This is a genomic window from Arthrobacter sp. P4_F11 (genome assembly GCF_056401395.1).
In genome coordinates this window covers 151,890-165,830 of the sequence record NZ_JBFUJK010000002.1, presented here as the reverse complement: position 1 = coordinate 165,830, position 13,941 = coordinate 151,890, and the positions used below count along the sequence as shown (strand labels likewise).

Annotated in this window: 12 protein-coding genes; 3 read left to right on the top strand and 9 right to left on the bottom strand. The window is 66.7% G+C overall.

Annotation, left to right across the window (positions count from 1 at the left end):
* The 3 genes from AC1DRO_RS03765 to AC1DRO_RS03755 all read right to left on the bottom strand — a co-directional run bounded on the left by AC1DRO_RS03765 (window position 1) and on the right by AC1DRO_RS03755 (window position 3,703).
* Window positions 1–948: a phosphoglycerate dehydrogenase gene (locus AC1DRO_RS03765; RefSeq protein ID WP_476949876.1), complete on the bottom strand. Its 948-nt coding sequence runs from the start codon at window positions 946–948 to the stop codon at window positions 1–3.
* 118 nt (window positions 949–1,066) lie between these two features.
* The gene (locus tag AC1DRO_RS03760) at window positions 1,067–2,443 is read right to left on the bottom strand and encodes a cation:dicarboxylate symporter family transporter (RefSeq protein ID WP_243181511.1); all 1,377 of its coding nucleotides are present in this window, start codon (window positions 2,441–2,443) and stop codon (window positions 1,067–1,069) included.
* Window positions 2,444–2,536: 93 nt separating this feature from the next.
* Window positions 2,537–3,703 carry a mandelate racemase/muconate lactonizing enzyme family protein gene (locus tag AC1DRO_RS03755; protein WP_476949875.1) on the bottom strand — a complete coding sequence of 389 codons (1,167 nt, stop codon included), beginning with the start codon at window positions 3,701–3,703 and terminating at the stop codon, window positions 2,537–2,539.
* Window positions 3,704–3,940: 237 nt separating this feature from the next.
* Here AC1DRO_RS03755 and AC1DRO_RS03750 point away from each other — a divergent pair, with 237 nt between their 5' ends.
* Window positions 3,941–4,642 carry a GntR family transcriptional regulator gene (locus tag AC1DRO_RS03750; protein WP_243181513.1) on the top strand — a complete coding sequence of 234 codons (702 nt, stop codon included), beginning with the start codon at window positions 3,941–3,943 and terminating at the stop codon, window positions 4,640–4,642.
* 84 nt (window positions 4,643–4,726) lie between these two features.
* On the opposite strand, the gene AC1DRO_RS03745 is transcribed toward AC1DRO_RS03750, so the two are convergent.
* From AC1DRO_RS03745 to AC1DRO_RS03720, 6 genes are all read right to left on the bottom strand, one after another.
* Window positions 4,727–5,008: a DNA gyrase subunit A gene (locus AC1DRO_RS03745; protein ID WP_476949874.1), complete on the bottom strand. Its 282-nt coding sequence runs from the start codon at window positions 5,006–5,008 to the stop codon at window positions 4,727–4,729.
* A gap of 162 nt (window positions 5,009–5,170) precedes the next feature.
* Window positions 5,171–6,310, bottom strand: a complete 1,140-nt coding sequence (locus AC1DRO_RS03740) for an aminopeptidase P family protein (protein WP_476949873.1) — start codon at window positions 6,308–6,310, stop codon at window positions 5,171–5,173.
* A gap of 130 nt (window positions 6,311–6,440) precedes the next feature.
* Entirely contained in the window at window positions 6,441–7,625 is a 1,185-nt protein-coding gene (locus AC1DRO_RS03735; RefSeq protein WP_028278067.1) for an ABC transporter ATP-binding protein, read from the bottom strand.
* Entirely contained in the window at window positions 7,622–9,121 is a 1,500-nt protein-coding gene (locus tag AC1DRO_RS03730) for an ABC transporter permease (protein ID WP_476949872.1), read from the bottom strand. Before AC1DRO_RS03730 ends, AC1DRO_RS03735 begins: the two co-directional genes overlap by 4 nt.
* 110 nt (window positions 9,122–9,231) lie before the next feature.
* Entirely contained in the window at window positions 9,232–10,287 is a 1,056-nt protein-coding gene (locus tag AC1DRO_RS03725; protein WP_476949871.1) for an iron ABC transporter substrate-binding protein, read from the bottom strand.
* 180 nt (window positions 10,288–10,467) lie between these two features.
* On the bottom strand, window positions 10,468–11,658 hold the full coding sequence (locus AC1DRO_RS03720; protein ID WP_476949870.1) for a glycoside hydrolase family 76 protein: 1,191 nt from the start codon (window positions 11,656–11,658) through the stop codon (window positions 10,468–10,470).
* A 193-nt stretch (window positions 11,659–11,851) separates the two neighbouring features.
* Between AC1DRO_RS03720 and AC1DRO_RS03715 the strand changes: the two genes are divergently transcribed.
* Entirely contained in the window at window positions 11,852–12,694 is an 843-nt protein-coding gene (locus AC1DRO_RS03715; protein WP_476949869.1) for an SDR family NAD(P)-dependent oxidoreductase, read from the top strand.
* Between the two features lie 11 nt (window positions 12,695–12,705).
* Window positions 12,706–13,932: an acyl-CoA dehydrogenase family protein gene (locus AC1DRO_RS03710; RefSeq protein WP_476949992.1), complete on the top strand. Its 1,227-nt coding sequence runs from the start codon at window positions 12,706–12,708 to the stop codon at window positions 13,930–13,932.
* The last annotated feature ends 9 nt before the right edge of the window (window positions 13,933–13,941 follow it).

The window sequence follows — 13,941 nt, the reverse complement described above, 5'->3', positions numbered from 1 at the left end:
TTAGCGGTCCACCGGGTGTGCCGGTTCGCGGTTTTCGAGGACGTCAATGACGGCGTGCGCGGCTGCCAGCCCGGCCCGTGTCCGTGCCTCGATCGTTTGTCCGGCGAGGTGGGAGGTGATGAGCACGTTGTTCAGGCCCCGAAGGGGGCTGTCGCCGTTCAGGGGTTCGCTCTCGAGCACGTCCAGCGCGGCACCGGCGATGGTGCCGTCGTAAAGTGCCTTGGCCAGGGCCTCTTCATCCACGAGTGAGCCGCGGGCCGTGTTGATGAGGACGGCGGTGGGTTTCATCGCCTGCAACCGGGGCGCGTCGATGAGTTTGCCTGTGCTCTGGCCTCCGCGGGTGTGCAGGGAGAGGTAGTCGGCGTCGCGGATGAGGGCGTCGAGATCGGTGAACTGGACCGCGGTGTTATCGCGGTCGGGGTGGGCGGTGCTGACCAGGACGGTCATGCCGAGGGCGACAGCAAGGTTCGCGGTGGCGCGACCGCCGGGGCCGTAGCCGATGATGCCCAGGGTGGAACCGTGCAGTTCGTGGCCGGCTTCCCGTGGCCAGTGGCCTTGGCGTACAGCGGCGGTGACCTCCACGAGGCGGCGTGCGGCCATGATGATCAGCCCGATGGTCAGTTCGGCGACCGAGTGGTGGTTTGTTCCGGGGGCGTTGCAGACCCTGATCCCTCGCGCCGCGGCGGCTTCGACGTCGATTGAGTCGTACCCCACGCCGCTGCGCGCGATGACTTGCAGAGCGCCAGCGCCGGTGAGCATGTCGGCCGTGACCGTTTCGCTGGCGAGGATCGCGCCGGACATGCCATCGAACAACGAGCGGCGTTCCTCAAGGGTCCGCGGCCCCCGGGCTGGCGAGTAGACCGGTTCCAGACCGCGTTCCCGGAGGAGCTGGTCAACGGTGTCTCCGGGGTGGAGGTAGTCGGTGGTGATCAGGATGCGTGGAGCCATGGTGCCGGTGGGTCCTCTCTTTGCTCGATCGGATGCGCGGCCGTCGGTGGCGGTGGCTTCCGGTCTACGCGGGCCAGGGCCGCCGCGGCTTGTGCGGCGGCCCTGGGGATCTTTGGTGTTAGTGGACCTCGATCTTTTCTGCTTCCACTTCGGTCGGTGTGTTTGACTCGATCTCGTTCTTTTTCTGGCCTGAGGCGTGCAGGGCTTTGCGGGCTTGTTCCGGGTCGAAGTCCTTTTCCCATTTGCCGACGACCACTGCTGCCATCGCGTTGCCGAGGACGTTGATGAAGACGCGCCCTTCGTTCAGGAGCCGGTCGATGCCGACGATGAGTGCGAGGGCGGCCAGCGGGATGCCGCCCACGGAGCTTAAGGTGCTGGCCAGGACGATGAATGCGCCGCCGGCGATGCCCGCAGTGCCTTTGCTGGTGAGCATCATGACGCCGACCATGACGAGCTGCTGTTCCCAGGACAGGTCCATGCCGACAGCCTGGGCCAGGAACACGGAGGCCATGGTCAGGTAGACGGCGGATCCGTCGAGGTTGAAGGAGAACCCGGACGGGATCACGATGCCCACAGTCGACTTGCCGACGCCCATATTTTCGAGCTTCTTGATCAGCTGCGGGAGGACTGCTTCGCTGGAGCAGGTACTCAGGGCGATCAGCAGTTCGGCCTTGAGGTAGCGCATCACCGTGAAGATGTTCAGTCCGCAGGCACGGGCGATAGCGCCCAGGACCACGACGACGTACACGATGCAGGTTCCGGTGAACAGCAGGACGAGGTAGCCCAGCTGCTGGAGGCTGGCTGTGCCGTAGTTGGCCACGACGGCCGCGAGTGCGCCGAACGTGCCGATGGGGGCAAGGCGCATGACCCAGCTGACGATTTTGAAGATAACAACGGACAGGGCCTGGATGCCCTTGGTGAGGAACGCGCCGGATTCTCCGGAGACGTTCAGGGCGGCACCGAACACGATGGAGACCATCAGCGCGGCGATGATGGTGTGGCCGGTCAGGGCCCCGAACAGTGATTCCGGGATGATGTTGCTGACGAATTCGAGACCATCGAAGCCTTTGTTGGCGGCCGCCGGCACTTTGCTTGCGTCCAGTTTGGACGGATCGATGTTCATGCCCGTGCCGGGGTGGAAGACGTTGGCGACCATCAGGCCGATCAGCATCGACACTAGTGACAGGGCGATGAAGTAGCCCAGGGCCTTGACGCCGATGCGGCCGGCTTTGCGCAGGCTGTCCATCGAGGCGATGCCCAAGGACACCACGCAGAACACCACAGGTATGACGATCATCTTCACCAGGGCGATGAACCAGTCACTGAGCGGGGTGAGCTGTTTGCCGACGGACGGCAGGAGCAGGCCGACGGCGATGCCCAGGACGGCGCCCAGGACGACTTGGAACCAGAGCTCGCGCAGCAGCCGGCCGAACCGGGATCGCTGCTTGGGCGGTTGGGCTGAGTGTTGCGGGTTCTGCATGGTGTGGGACGACATCGTGGGTGCTCCTTTGCACGTCAGACTGAGAAAATTGGGGAGGTGCGGTCCCGGGCAGTGGTGCTGCCCGGGACCGGGGCACTGCCGGATGGTTTAGTTGTGCAGTGCGCTCAGGACCTTGTAGAACTCAGCCTTGCCTTCGAGCCCGATGCCCGGCAGATCGCCCGGGGCCACGCGGCTGTTGACGATGACAGCATCGTCAGTGAAGCCGCCGGTGGGCTGGAACTCGCCCGGGTAGGATTCGTTGCCGCCGAGCTTGAGGGCTGCGGCAATATGCAGGGAGAACTGGTGTCCGCCGTGAGGGATGCAGCGGCGTGAGGACCAGCCGTGCTGGGCGAGCATGTCCTGGATCCGGCGGTATTCGGTCAGGCCGTAGCTCAGGGCCGGGTCGACCTGGATGAAGTCGCGGTCCGGGCGCATCCCGCCGTAGCGGACCAGGTTCCGTGCGTCCTGGAGGGAGAACAGGTTCTCTCCGGTGGCGATCGGGTTTTTGTAGTGCTCGGAGAGGGTGGCGTTCAGGGCGTAGTCCAGCGGGTCGCCGACTTCCTCGTACCAGAACAGCCCGTACTGGTCGATGGCTTTGCCGTATTCCAGCGCGGTCTCGAGGTCGAACTTGCCGTTGACGTCCACCATGAGGCGGGAAGCGTCGCCGTCGAGGACCTCGATCACGGCTTCGATGCGGCGAAGGTCTTCGGCGAGGTCGGCGCCGCCGATCTTCATCTTGACCACGTTGTAGCCCTTGGCGAGGAACCCGCGCATTTCGTTCTGCAGGTCCTCGAGGCTCTTGCCGGGTGCGTAGTAGCCGCCGGCTGCGTAGACGAAGACGTCCTTGTCCGGGTTTCCGTCGCCGTAGTGGTCTGAGATCCACCGGTAGAGCGGGACGCCAGCGGTCTTCGCGGCGAGGTCGTGCAGGGCCATATCTGCGACGCCGACGGCGACTGAGCGTTCGCCGTGTCCGCCGGGCTTTTCGTTGGACATCATCAGGTCCCACGCCTTTTCCGGCGAGAGCTGGCCGTCCTCATCGAGAAGGTCTTCGGACGGGGCATCCATGATGCGCGGAAGAATGCGGTCTTTCAGGATGCCCGTCGCGTTGTAGCGGCCGTTGGAGTTGAAGCCATAGCCAACCAGGGGCTTGCCGTCGACGAAGACATCGGAGACGAGGGCGATGATCGTGCAGTCCATCTTGGTGAAGTCAATGAAGGCGTTCCGTATCGAGGAACTGATGGGAATGGTGCCGACGTGGGCGGAAACGATTTTCATCTTTGAATCTCTCCTGAGTGGGTATCTTATTTCTTATAAGACTTGGATCGAGACTGACCCCGAGCGATGAGGGGCATCAACCCCTCGAGCGAATATCTTATAAGACCTTGGATCAAAGGCTAGCCCAGGGGTGACGGGGGGCACAAGCTTTCCCATGGAATTTCTTATAAGATGTTTCCAAGGAACTACACTGTGAGCAACGGGGGCCATACCTCGGTAAGAGATTCGGAGCGGCAGATGAGCACCACGAACGTCTTTTCCAGTAAGGGCAGTCTCGCGTACAACGAACTCCGCCAGCTGATCCTCTCCGGTGGCCTCGCCCCGGGCTCGCGCATCTCCCAGTACGAGCTGGCCGACAACATGCAAATGAGCATCACCCCCCTGCGAGAAGCGATCCGCCGGCTCTCAAGTGAGGGCCTGATCATCATGGACACCCACCGGGATTCCAGGGTGGCAACCATGAGCGCCTCCGAGGCACGGGAACTCCTTGAGGTCCGTCTCTCACTCGAACCATCGGCAACAGAACTGGCCGCCTCCCGACGGACTGACGCCGATATAGCAGCAATGCGCGCAGCCGCCGGGAAGCTCCTGCCTGTCACGCGGGTCTGGGGCGAGGAAGCGATCACAGTTCACCGGGAATTCCACCGGGCCGTCTACGCCGCCTCGCACAACGACGTCATGATCAAGCTCCTTGATGACCTGTGGGACAAATCCGACCGCTACCGCCGCATCGGTCTCGAACTCCCCTCCGGGGATGAGCCCCGCACGATCGACCTGAACCAGCACCACCAGATCCTTGAGCTCGTCATTGCCGGGGATGGCGCCGGTGCGGCCGAACTCGCCCGCACCCACATCGCCAACAGCCTGACAGCCTCAGTAACCGGAGCCCTGGAGGAACGCGAGAACGTCCAATCGACGCCCCTGGAGAAAACCGCCTAGTATCCGCCGGCTTCCCCTCCGATCATCAGGAGCCGTCCGCTGGCGGGTCATATGGGAAGCAGAGAGCCCCTGCATAACGGCTTTCTATGGCTCCCCGCCAGACGACAGGCTCGCTCTGATTTCTTCCGCGTGAGCAGCAATAATCCGGCGCCGTTCGCGAGTGAACCCTTTGACTTGCATGTCCAGGATTACCCGGCAGGCCAATTCATCCAGCTCCAACAGTTCCATCAGACGACGGATCGCTTCGTCTGGGTCCTCTGAATCCTCGACCACGTGGAAGACATCCCCCCGCCGACCCATCGCCGTCACGAGGGCGTCCACGACTCTCAGGGTGTCCTCAGCACGCCTCCGCTGCTCCGCATTCATGGTGCGATTCTTCCATGCACGACTATTGCCGGAGGAGGGGACCGCCGAGGGCGGCGCCGCGCACATGATGTGCATGGGAAACGCCGTCATCTACTTCGCAATCACCGCAGGTGAAGCGATCTCGTTCCGAGGCCACGTCAGATCGTGGACCAGGTCGGCTAACTAGTGGACGATCCTCATCTCGTGCGAGGTCTGATTGAGTCGCCGTCCGCCGTCGGGAACGACCGTCACAATGTCCTCGATCCGTACGCCGAACCTGCCCGGCAGGTAGATTCCGGGTTCGATCGAGAAGCACATGCCGGGCTGGAGGATCTGGGTTTCGCCCTCCACCATGTACGGCGGCTCGTGCGTCGTCAGCCCGATTCCGTGCCCGACGCGGTGAATGAAGTACTCGCCGTAGCCGGCTTCAGTGATCACCGCCCGGGCCACGCGATCGATCTCCTGGCACTCGACGCCTGGCCGCACGGCCTCGAACCCGGCCTGCTGCGCGTGCCGGACGACGTCGTGAACCTCGCGCTCCTCGGCGGTGGGCTCGCCGACGTGCACGGTCCGCGTCGTGTCCGATCCGTAGCCGTGTTTGAGGCCGCCGAAGTCGAGCACCACCATGTCTCCGTCCTCGATGATCCGCGGGCCGATCTCGTGGTGCGGGTTGGCTCCGTTCGGCCCCGAACCGACGACGGTGAAGTCCACCTGCGAATGACCGAACTGGCGAAGCAGGTCGGCGAGATCAGAACCGACGTCGGTCTCGCTGCGCCCAGCGAACCGCACGGTGACGATCTCCTCGTACGCCTGGTCTGCGGCCGCGCCGGCCGCCGCCAGCCGCTCGATCTCGTCGTCATCCTTGATCGCCCGAAGCATCGGCAGGGCGGTCGTCATCGAGACGTAGGACGACTTGGGCAGTCGATCCTGCAGGCCGAGGAGGTGCATGGCCCAGGCCGAGTCAGAGACGGCATAACGTCCGGTGCCGGCCATCAGCGTCGCAGATTCCGTGTACGGGTCGCTCCCGTCGGTCCAGTCGGTGATCCGCAGATTCGAGGCGCCGGCGGCCGCTTCCGCGTCGGGCCTCTCGAGCCTCGGAACGATCATGGCGGGCTCCGCGTCGACGGGGATCACGAGCATGGTGATGCGTTCAGTGATGGCCACGGGTGCATACCCGGTGAGGTACAGCAGGTCCGGTCCGGGAGTGACCAGGATGCCGTCGAGCCCGGCATCCTGGGCGGCGTGGGCTGCTCGCCGCAACCGCTCGGCGAAGTCATCGGCGGTGAATGGAGCCGGCTCGGAAAGGCCGCGATGATCACTCATGGTTCGCATTCTCGTGCGCGGGGCATCACCGGTCAACCCATCGCCCGGACAGCCGCTGCTGTAACTCTGGAATCAGCCGTCGCGGGTGAGCATTCGGGGCACAGCGGCTTCAGGATGCCGAATCTCGACGTTACGGCTGCTCATCCATCGGAAAGGCGACGGCCTCGCCCACCACGCGAAGCCGCAGCTCCGTGCCGGGGCGGGCGATCGAGGCGTTCCAGTGCCGGATCGTGATGATTTCCCCGCCGCCGGGGTAGCGGTGGTCCGGGATGGCGCCGGCGGCAAGGACCGGCGGGACGGGGAGTTGGAGCCGCACCGTGGTTTCGGGGCCGAAGTAGTCCGTGTCCACCACCGTGCCGCGGATGGGGCCGTCCTCGGAAATGCGGATCTGCTCGGGCCGCAGCATCAGCTGGACCCGGCCCTGGGCCGGCGGGCGGCGCACGGGGATCCCGCCGAGCGAACACGTGGCCAGGGAGCCTTCCATCCAGGCATCCAGGATCACGGCGTCGCCCAGGAACTCGGCGGTGGCGCGGTCAGCCGGGCGCGTGTAGACCACGAACGGGTTGCCGATCTGGGCCAGCTTGCCGCCGCGCATCACGGCCACCTGGTCGGCGAAGGACAGCGCCTCGGCCTGGTCATGCGTGACGAGGATCGTGGTGACGCCGGCGTCCTTCAGGACCTGGGCCACGGCGCGGCGGGTGGCCACCCGCAGGCCGGCGTCCAGGGCGGAAAAGGGCTCGTCCAGCAGCATGAGCGCGGGCTTGCGGGCCAGCGCCCGGGCCAGGGCAACCCGCTGCTGTTGGCCGCCGGAGAGCTGGTGCGGGCGGCGCTTGGCCATGGCCGGGTCCAGTGAGACCATTTCCAGCAGCTCGCCCACCCGCGCCTTGACGCCGCGGCGCCCGCCGGGCAGCTGGGTGGCGTCCAGGCCGAAGGAGATGTTCTGCCCGACCGTCAGGTGCGGGAACAGGGCGCCGTCCTGGGCGACGTAGCCGACGTGCCGCTTGTGCGCGGGGACCCAGGCGTTCTCCCCGGCCACCTTGCTCCCGTTGAGCGAGATGCTGCCGGTGTCCGGGTGCTCGAAGCCGGCAATCAGGCGCAGGAGCGTGGTCTTGCCGGAGCCGGAGGGTCCCACGATCGCCGTCGTTCCGCCCTTGGCGACGGAGAGGTTGACGCCCTTGAGGACGGCCTGGGGCCCAAAGTTCTTGGTGACCGCGTCGATTTCCAGGTGGCTGTTGGTGCTGGTGGCCACGGAAGCCGCGACCCGCGGCTCGGGGAGGCGCGAGGGTGCCTCACGCGACGGGTAAACATCGGTCACTGTCCGGCTACTTTCTTGGACTGCTGGAAGAGGAGATAGGTCATTGGCGCCGAGATCAGGATCATCAGCAGCGCATAGGGGGCGGCGCCAGCGTAGTCGATCTCGCTGCTCTTGCTCCAGAACTCGGTGGCGAGGGTGCGGGTCCCGTTGGGCGAGAGCAGGAGGGTGGCGGTGAGCTCGTTGACAATCCCCAGGAACACCAGGGCGGCGCCGCCGGCCGCGGCGGGGGCCGTGAGCCGCAGCGTCACGCGCAGGAAGGCCAGCAGCGGCGGCTTGCCGAGCACCTGGGCGGCCTCGTCGAGTTCCTTCGGTGCCTGGGACAGCCCCGAGCGGATGTTCACGAGGGCCCGGGGGAGGAACAGCAGCACGTAGGCCGCGATGAGCAGCGCTGAGGTCTGGTACATGCTGGGAACCATCCGGATGCCCACGGTCACGAAGGCCAGGCCCACCACGATCCCGGGCATGGAGCTGGTGATGTAGTTGGACAGCTCCAGGGACTTGCTGAACCAGCCGGGACGCCGCACGGCCAGGTAAGCCATGGGGAACGCGACCACGGTGGTGGCGACGGCCGCCGCGAGGCCGTAGGCCAAGGTCTGCAGGAGGGCCGGCATGAATTCTTCGGCAGCCCAGATTTCCGGCCCGCCGGCGACGATCCAGCGCAGCACAAACGTCAGCGGCAGCCCGAACGCCAGCCCGGTGAGGGCGATCAGGGACAGCTGGGCGGGGAGCTGGTAGGCGTGCAGGGGCAGGCGCAAGGCGCGCGCCTGGGCCCCGGAGCCGATCCTGGCGTACCGGGCGCTGCCGCGGCTGCGGACCTCCACGAGCAGCAGGATCAGGCAGAGGAACACCAGCACGCTGGCCAGCATGTTCCCGGCGGTGCCGTTGAACGTGGACTGGTACTGGACCATGATCGCGGTGGTGAAGGTGTCGAAGCGGATCATCGCGAAGGCCCCGTATTCGGCCAGCAGGTGCAGCGCGACCAGCAGCCCGCCGCCGGTCATGGCGATGCGCAGCTGCGGGAGCACCACGCGGAAGAACGCGCGCCAGGCGCCGAGGCCGAGGGAGGCGGCGGACTGTTCGATCGCCGGGTCCAGGCGGCTGAGCGTCGCGGCCGCCGGGATATACACGAGCGGGAAATAGGACAGGGTGGCGATCAGGACCCCGGACCACAGCCCGCCAAGGGACGGCACCGCGGAAACCCACGCGTAGCTGTTGACGAAGGCGGGGATGGCCAGCGGGGCGGCGAGCAGCACGGCCCACCACTTGCGGCCAACAAGGCTGGTGCGTTCGACGAGCCACGCGCCGCCGACGCCCAGGACGAGGCACAGCGGCACCGTCACCACGGTCAGCAGCACCGTGTTCAGCAGGAGTTCGCCCACGCGCGGGCGGAAGATCAGGGCCATTGCGGTGTCCCAGCCGGTGGAGGCTGTCATGAAGACCACGTAGGCCAGGGGCACCAGGGAAAACAGGGCGATGAGGACCGCGATGATGGACACGACAGAGACGCCGAAAGGCGGGCGGGGGCGTTTACCCCTGCCCGCCGTCGGCGTGTCAGTCGTCAAATCCCCAGAGGGACCGGGGACCGCCAGCTTGTTAGTCACTGCGGCTACAGCAGTCCTGCCTGGGTCATCAGCTCGGTGACCTTGGCGGAATTGAGTTTGGCGGGATCCACGGTGGGGGCCTGCAACTCCTTGAGCGGAACCAGCTTGTCGTTGGACGGGACGTCCGAGCCGACAGCGTATTCGAAGGAGGTGCCCTTCTGGAGCACTTCCTGGCCCTTCTTGCCGGTGATGAACTTCAGGAAGGACTGGGCCGCTGCGGCGTTCTTGGAAGACTTCAGCACGCCGCCGCCGGAGATGGAGACGAAGGCGCCCGGGTCCTGGTTCTTGAAGTAGAACGGCGTGACGTTGTTGGAGTTCTCGCCGGTCTTGGCCTGATCGCCGTAGTAGTAGTAGTGGTAGATGAGGGCGGCGTCGACTTCGCCGGCGTTGACGGCCTTCATGGCCGTGCTGTTGCCCTTGTACGGCTTGGAGTTTTCCTTCATGCCCTTGAGCCAGGCCTCAGTGGCGGCTTCGCCCTTGAGTTCCAGGAGGGCCGAGACGATCGCCTGGAAATCGGCGCCCGACGGCGAGGCGGCCCACTTGCCCTTCCACTCGGGGTTGGCCAGGTCCAGCATGGACTTGGGCAGCTTGTCGGCGCTGATCTTGTTCTTGTCGTAGACCAGCACGGTGGAGCGGGCCGCGATGCCGGTCCACTTGTTGGTGGAGGGGCGGAATTCGGCGGGGACCTGGTCCACGGTGGCCTTGTCCACATCCGCGAAGAGGCCGGCGTTTTCCACCTGGGCCATGGCCGGGGAGTTCTCGGTGAGGAAGACGTCCGCCGGTGAAGCCTGGCCTTCCTGCACGATCTGGTTGGACATCTCGGTGTCGTCGCCCTGGCGCACGGTCACCTTAATGCCGGTCTCGGCGGTGAAGGCGTCGATCCACTCTTTGGTCAGGGATTCGTGCTGGGCGTTATAGACCGTGATCTCACCGGCGGAGGAGCCGTTGGCGGCGGCGCTGCTGCCGGCCGTGGCGGAGGAACCGGAGCCGCAGGCGGCCAGGCCCAGGGCGGCAGTGGCGGCCAGGGCGATTCCCGCCAGCACGTTGGTGCGGATCTTCATGGGGCTACTTTCTACAAGGAAGTCGTCGTAGTGCCCTGCCCCCCGTGAGCGGGGAAGTTAGGGCATGCTCACTAAGAAAGACTGTAGGTTAGCCAAACCTAAGCGACCAACCTGAGGCTGGTTTAAGTGATGAGGATCACATCAATTACGATACTATTGCGTGACGTAATTGTCGCCGGGTTATGGGGCGGGCGCCTGCGCGATCGAGGCGGCCGCCTCCAGCACCATCCAGGCCTGCAGCTGCGTGGAGAGCTCGACGGCGGCGCCTTCCGGGTAGCTGCGGCGTGCCGGCGCGTCGGTGCGGTCGGAGAAGACCAGATGGCTACCGCGGCTCGCGAGGCGGTCGTGCGGAGGGAGGATCCGGCGGCCCTCCCAGAGGGCCTCGGCCGTATCGTTCACGAGCGCCGCCGCCGCGGCCCGGGTTTCGGCTGGGAGGCGTTCGTCGACGGCGGCGAGGGCCAGGTAGCGGACGAGGATCCCGGTGAAGAGCCCGCCGTCGCCCGTCCCCTCGCAGCGCAGCACCGCGGAGGTGCGGCCCAGCAGCGGGGCCGGCTGCGTGAGGTTGGCCGCCACGGCGTCCACCAATGCGGCCGCACGCCCGAGGTTGGGCTCGCCCCCGAGTTCCAGCAGGGCGCCGAGGACGGGCCCCTGGTTGTAGGTGTAGATCGTCTCTACCAGCACCGCCTCGCCCGTCCCGGAAATGCGGAGGCCGTCGCGGTACAGGCCCTGTCCGGGCTCGTACAGCCTGGCATCCAGCCAGTCCAGCAGGGACTGCGCCTTGGTCCGGTTGCCGGTCCGCGCGTAGTAGAGGGCCACGGGGGCGGTGGCCGGGGTGTTCTTGAAGTCGCGCTTCGTGCTCCAGAATGTACCGCCGCCGAGGTCGTCCGTGGAAGCGGAGTCGAACTGCAGGGTCAGGCTTTGCAGAACCTGGGCGTTGCGCTCCCGGCCGGTATGTTTGCGGGTGTCCTCGGCGAGCTTGTCCAGCCGGAGCGTGGCAAGGGCCAGCCAGGCCATGTCGTCGTAATAGTTGTTGACCACCGTGAGGAAATTGCGCAGCCGGATGCCCGTGACGAGCCGGGAGGCGAGCCGGCCGGCGCTGGGCCGGTTCCCGCCGTCGAACTTGGCTCCCGGATTCCCAGGGGACCCCAGTTCCCGGCGGCCGGCGTCCACGAGGCAGTCCAGGTAGTGTGCCTGCCACCAGTAGTGCCAGGGCCGGGACAGGTTCTTCAGCCGGCCCGAGGGCCGGAGGATCGCGGCGATGTGGGTCCCTGGGAGGAAAAAGAGCCGCTGCCCGAAGAGCCTGGTCACTGAGCGGGCGGCCTCGTCCGCGCGGAAGGACCAGTTGGGGGCGGAGGCGTCGGCTCGGGTCATGGCTCAAGCGTAATCGCGGGAGCCCGTCCGGACCGCGACTGTGACCGCGCCCTCGGCGTGTGCGGCCAAAGGTGCGCATTGGCCGCATTCCAGTTAACATTCACTAACTAATGTTCCCCGCGGGCCGCCTCTGCAGGCGCCGCCCGCGTCGAGGCTTCGCCGCCGGGGTTCGGTTCCACATCAAGGAGGATGGATGGACATCAAGGGTACTGTCGCGCTGATCACGGGCGGGGCCTCCGGTCTCGGAGCGGCCACGGCCAGGCGCCTGTTCGACGCCGGCGCGTCGGTGGTCCTCGTGGACCTGCCGGGTTCCGCCGGGGACGCCTTTGCCGCCGAACTGACCGCGTCCGCCGCTGCCGGCGCTGGAGAGGCTGCTGTCGGAGGCGGAGAAGCTGCTGCCGGAGGCGGCCGCAGGGCCGTCTTTGTCCCGGCCGACGTCACGGACGAGGCGCAGGTGCAGACCGCCGTCGACGCCGCTGCCGCCCTTGGTCCGCTGCGCATCGTGGTCAACTGCGCGGGGATCGCCACCCCCGGCAAGGTCCTGGGCCGCGACGGCGTCCTCCCGCTGGAGGCCTTCAACCGCGTCATCCAGATCAACCTCGTGGGCACCTTCAATGTGATCCGCCTCGCCGCAGCCGCCATGGCAGCCACCGAGCCCGCCGCCACGGAACTCGGCGGCCCCGAACGCGGCGTCATCATCAACACCGCCTCCGTTGCCGCGTTCGACGGGCAGATCGGCCAGCCCGCCTACGCCGCCTCCAAGGGTGCCGTCGCCGCCATGACGCTGCCGATTGCCCGCGAACTCGCGCGCTCGCTGATCCGGGTGGTCACCATCGCGCCGGGCATCTTCGAGACTCCCATGATGGCCGGCCTGCCCCAGGAGGCGCAGGACTCCCTGGGCCAGCAGGTGCCGCACCCCTCGCGGCTGGGCCGGCCGGCCGAATATGCGAACCTCGCCGCGCACATTGCGGAGAACGCCATGCTCAACGGCGAGACAATCCGCCTCGACGGTGCCATCCGCATGGGCCCGAAATGACCGGGTCTGAGATGGTCGCTGCCGAAGTGACCGAGACAGGGCCGGCCGCCCCGTCTGTGGCGGGGCTGCCCACGGCGGACTTCTTCGACTACGAGGCCCTGCTCAGCACGGCGGAGCGGGCCAAGCTGGCGCAGCTGCGTGAGTTCCTGGCCGCCGAGGTCGCCCCGTTCGCCACGGGCTGGTGGAACAAGGCCGAATTCCCGGCCCACATCCTGCCCAAGCTGGCCGCCCTGGAGCTCAGCGCCCCGGCCCAGCGCGGCTACAGCAACCTGTTCGCCGGGATCGTCATCGCCGAGATGACCCGGGTGGACACCTCGCTCGCCACCTTCTTCCTGGTCCACCACGACCTCTTCGTGGAGTCGCTCTACGGCTTCGGCTCCGAGGAGCAGAAGGCGCGCCTGCTCGAGGACGCGGCAAGCCTGCGCACCACCGGTGCCTTTGCCCTCACCGAACCGGACCACGGCTCGGACGTTGCCGGCGGCATGGAAACCCGGGCCCGCCGGGTCCCGGGCGGCGCGGCCGGCGGCGGCGACGCCTGGGTGCTCAATGGCGCCAAGCGCTGGATCGGCAACGGGACGTTTTGCGACTACATGCTGGTCTGGGCCCGGGACGAGGCCGACGGCGGCATCCGCGGCTTCATCGTCGACGCCACCTTGCCAGGCGTGAGCCGGAGCCGGATCGAAAACAAGATTGCCCTGCGCACGGTGCAGAACGCGGACATCGTCTTCACCGACGTCCGGGTGGCCGAAACGGACCGCTTCGCCGGGATCAGCAGCTTCGAGGACACCAATGAGCTCCTGCGCGGTTCCCGGATCATGGTGGCCTGGCAGGGGGTGGGGCAGCAGCTCGCGGCGTTCGACGTCGCCCGGCAGTACGCCGTCGAACGCCAGCAGTTCGGCCGCCCGCTGGCGAAGTTCCAGCTGGTCCAGCAGCAGCTGGTCACCATGCTCGGCAACGCCGTGGCCAGCATGGGCATGATGGTCCGGATCGCCCAGTTGCAGGACGCCGGCGCCGCGGACATGCCGCAGGTGGCCCTCGCCAAGTCCTATGTCAGCGCCCGGATGCGCGAAACCGTCGCGATGGGCCGGTCCCTGCTGGGCGGCAACGGGATCGTCACCGACTACCGGATGGCCAAGATCTTCTCCGACGCCGAGGCGATCTACACCTACGAGGGCTCGTTCGAGATCAACACCCTGATCACGGGACGCGCCATCACCGGGGTGTCCGCGATCGTCTAGAAGACGGCT

Bases quoted from the DNA above. Each gene is read 5' to 3' on its own strand.
- AC1DRO_RS03765 (WP_476949876.1), bottom strand. From the start codon at position 948: ATGGCTCCACGCATCCTGATCACCACCGACTACCTCCACCCCGGAGAC.
- AC1DRO_RS03760 (WP_243181511.1), bottom strand. From the start codon at position 2,443: ATGTCGTCCCACACCATGCAGAACCCGCAACACTCAGCCCAACCGCCC.
- AC1DRO_RS03755 (WP_476949875.1), bottom strand. From the start codon at position 3,703: ATGAAAATCGTTTCCGCCCACGTCGGCACCATTCCCATCAGTTCCTCG.
- AC1DRO_RS03750 (WP_243181513.1), top strand. From the start codon at position 3,941: ATGAGCACCACGAACGTCTTTTCCAGTAAGGGCAGTCTCGCGTACAAC.
- AC1DRO_RS03745 (WP_476949874.1), bottom strand. From the start codon at position 5,008: ATGAATGCGGAGCAGCGGAGGCGTGCTGAGGACACCCTGAGAGTCGTG.
- AC1DRO_RS03740 (WP_476949873.1), bottom strand. From the start codon at position 6,310: ATGAGTGATCATCGCGGCCTTTCCGAGCCGGCTCCATTCACCGCCGAT.
- AC1DRO_RS03725 (WP_476949871.1), bottom strand. From the start codon at position 10,287: ATGAAGATCCGCACCAACGTGCTGGCGGGAATCGCCCTGGCCGCCACT.
- AC1DRO_RS03720 (WP_476949870.1), bottom strand. From the start codon at position 11,658: ATGACCCGAGCCGACGCCTCCGCCCCCAACTGGTCCTTCCGCGCGGAC.
- AC1DRO_RS03715 (WP_476949869.1), top strand. From the start codon at position 11,852: ATGGACATCAAGGGTACTGTCGCGCTGATCACGGGCGGGGCCTCCGGT.
- AC1DRO_RS03710 (WP_476949992.1), top strand. From the start codon at position 12,706: ATGGTCGCTGCCGAAGTGACCGAGACAGGGCCGGCCGCCCCGTCTGTG.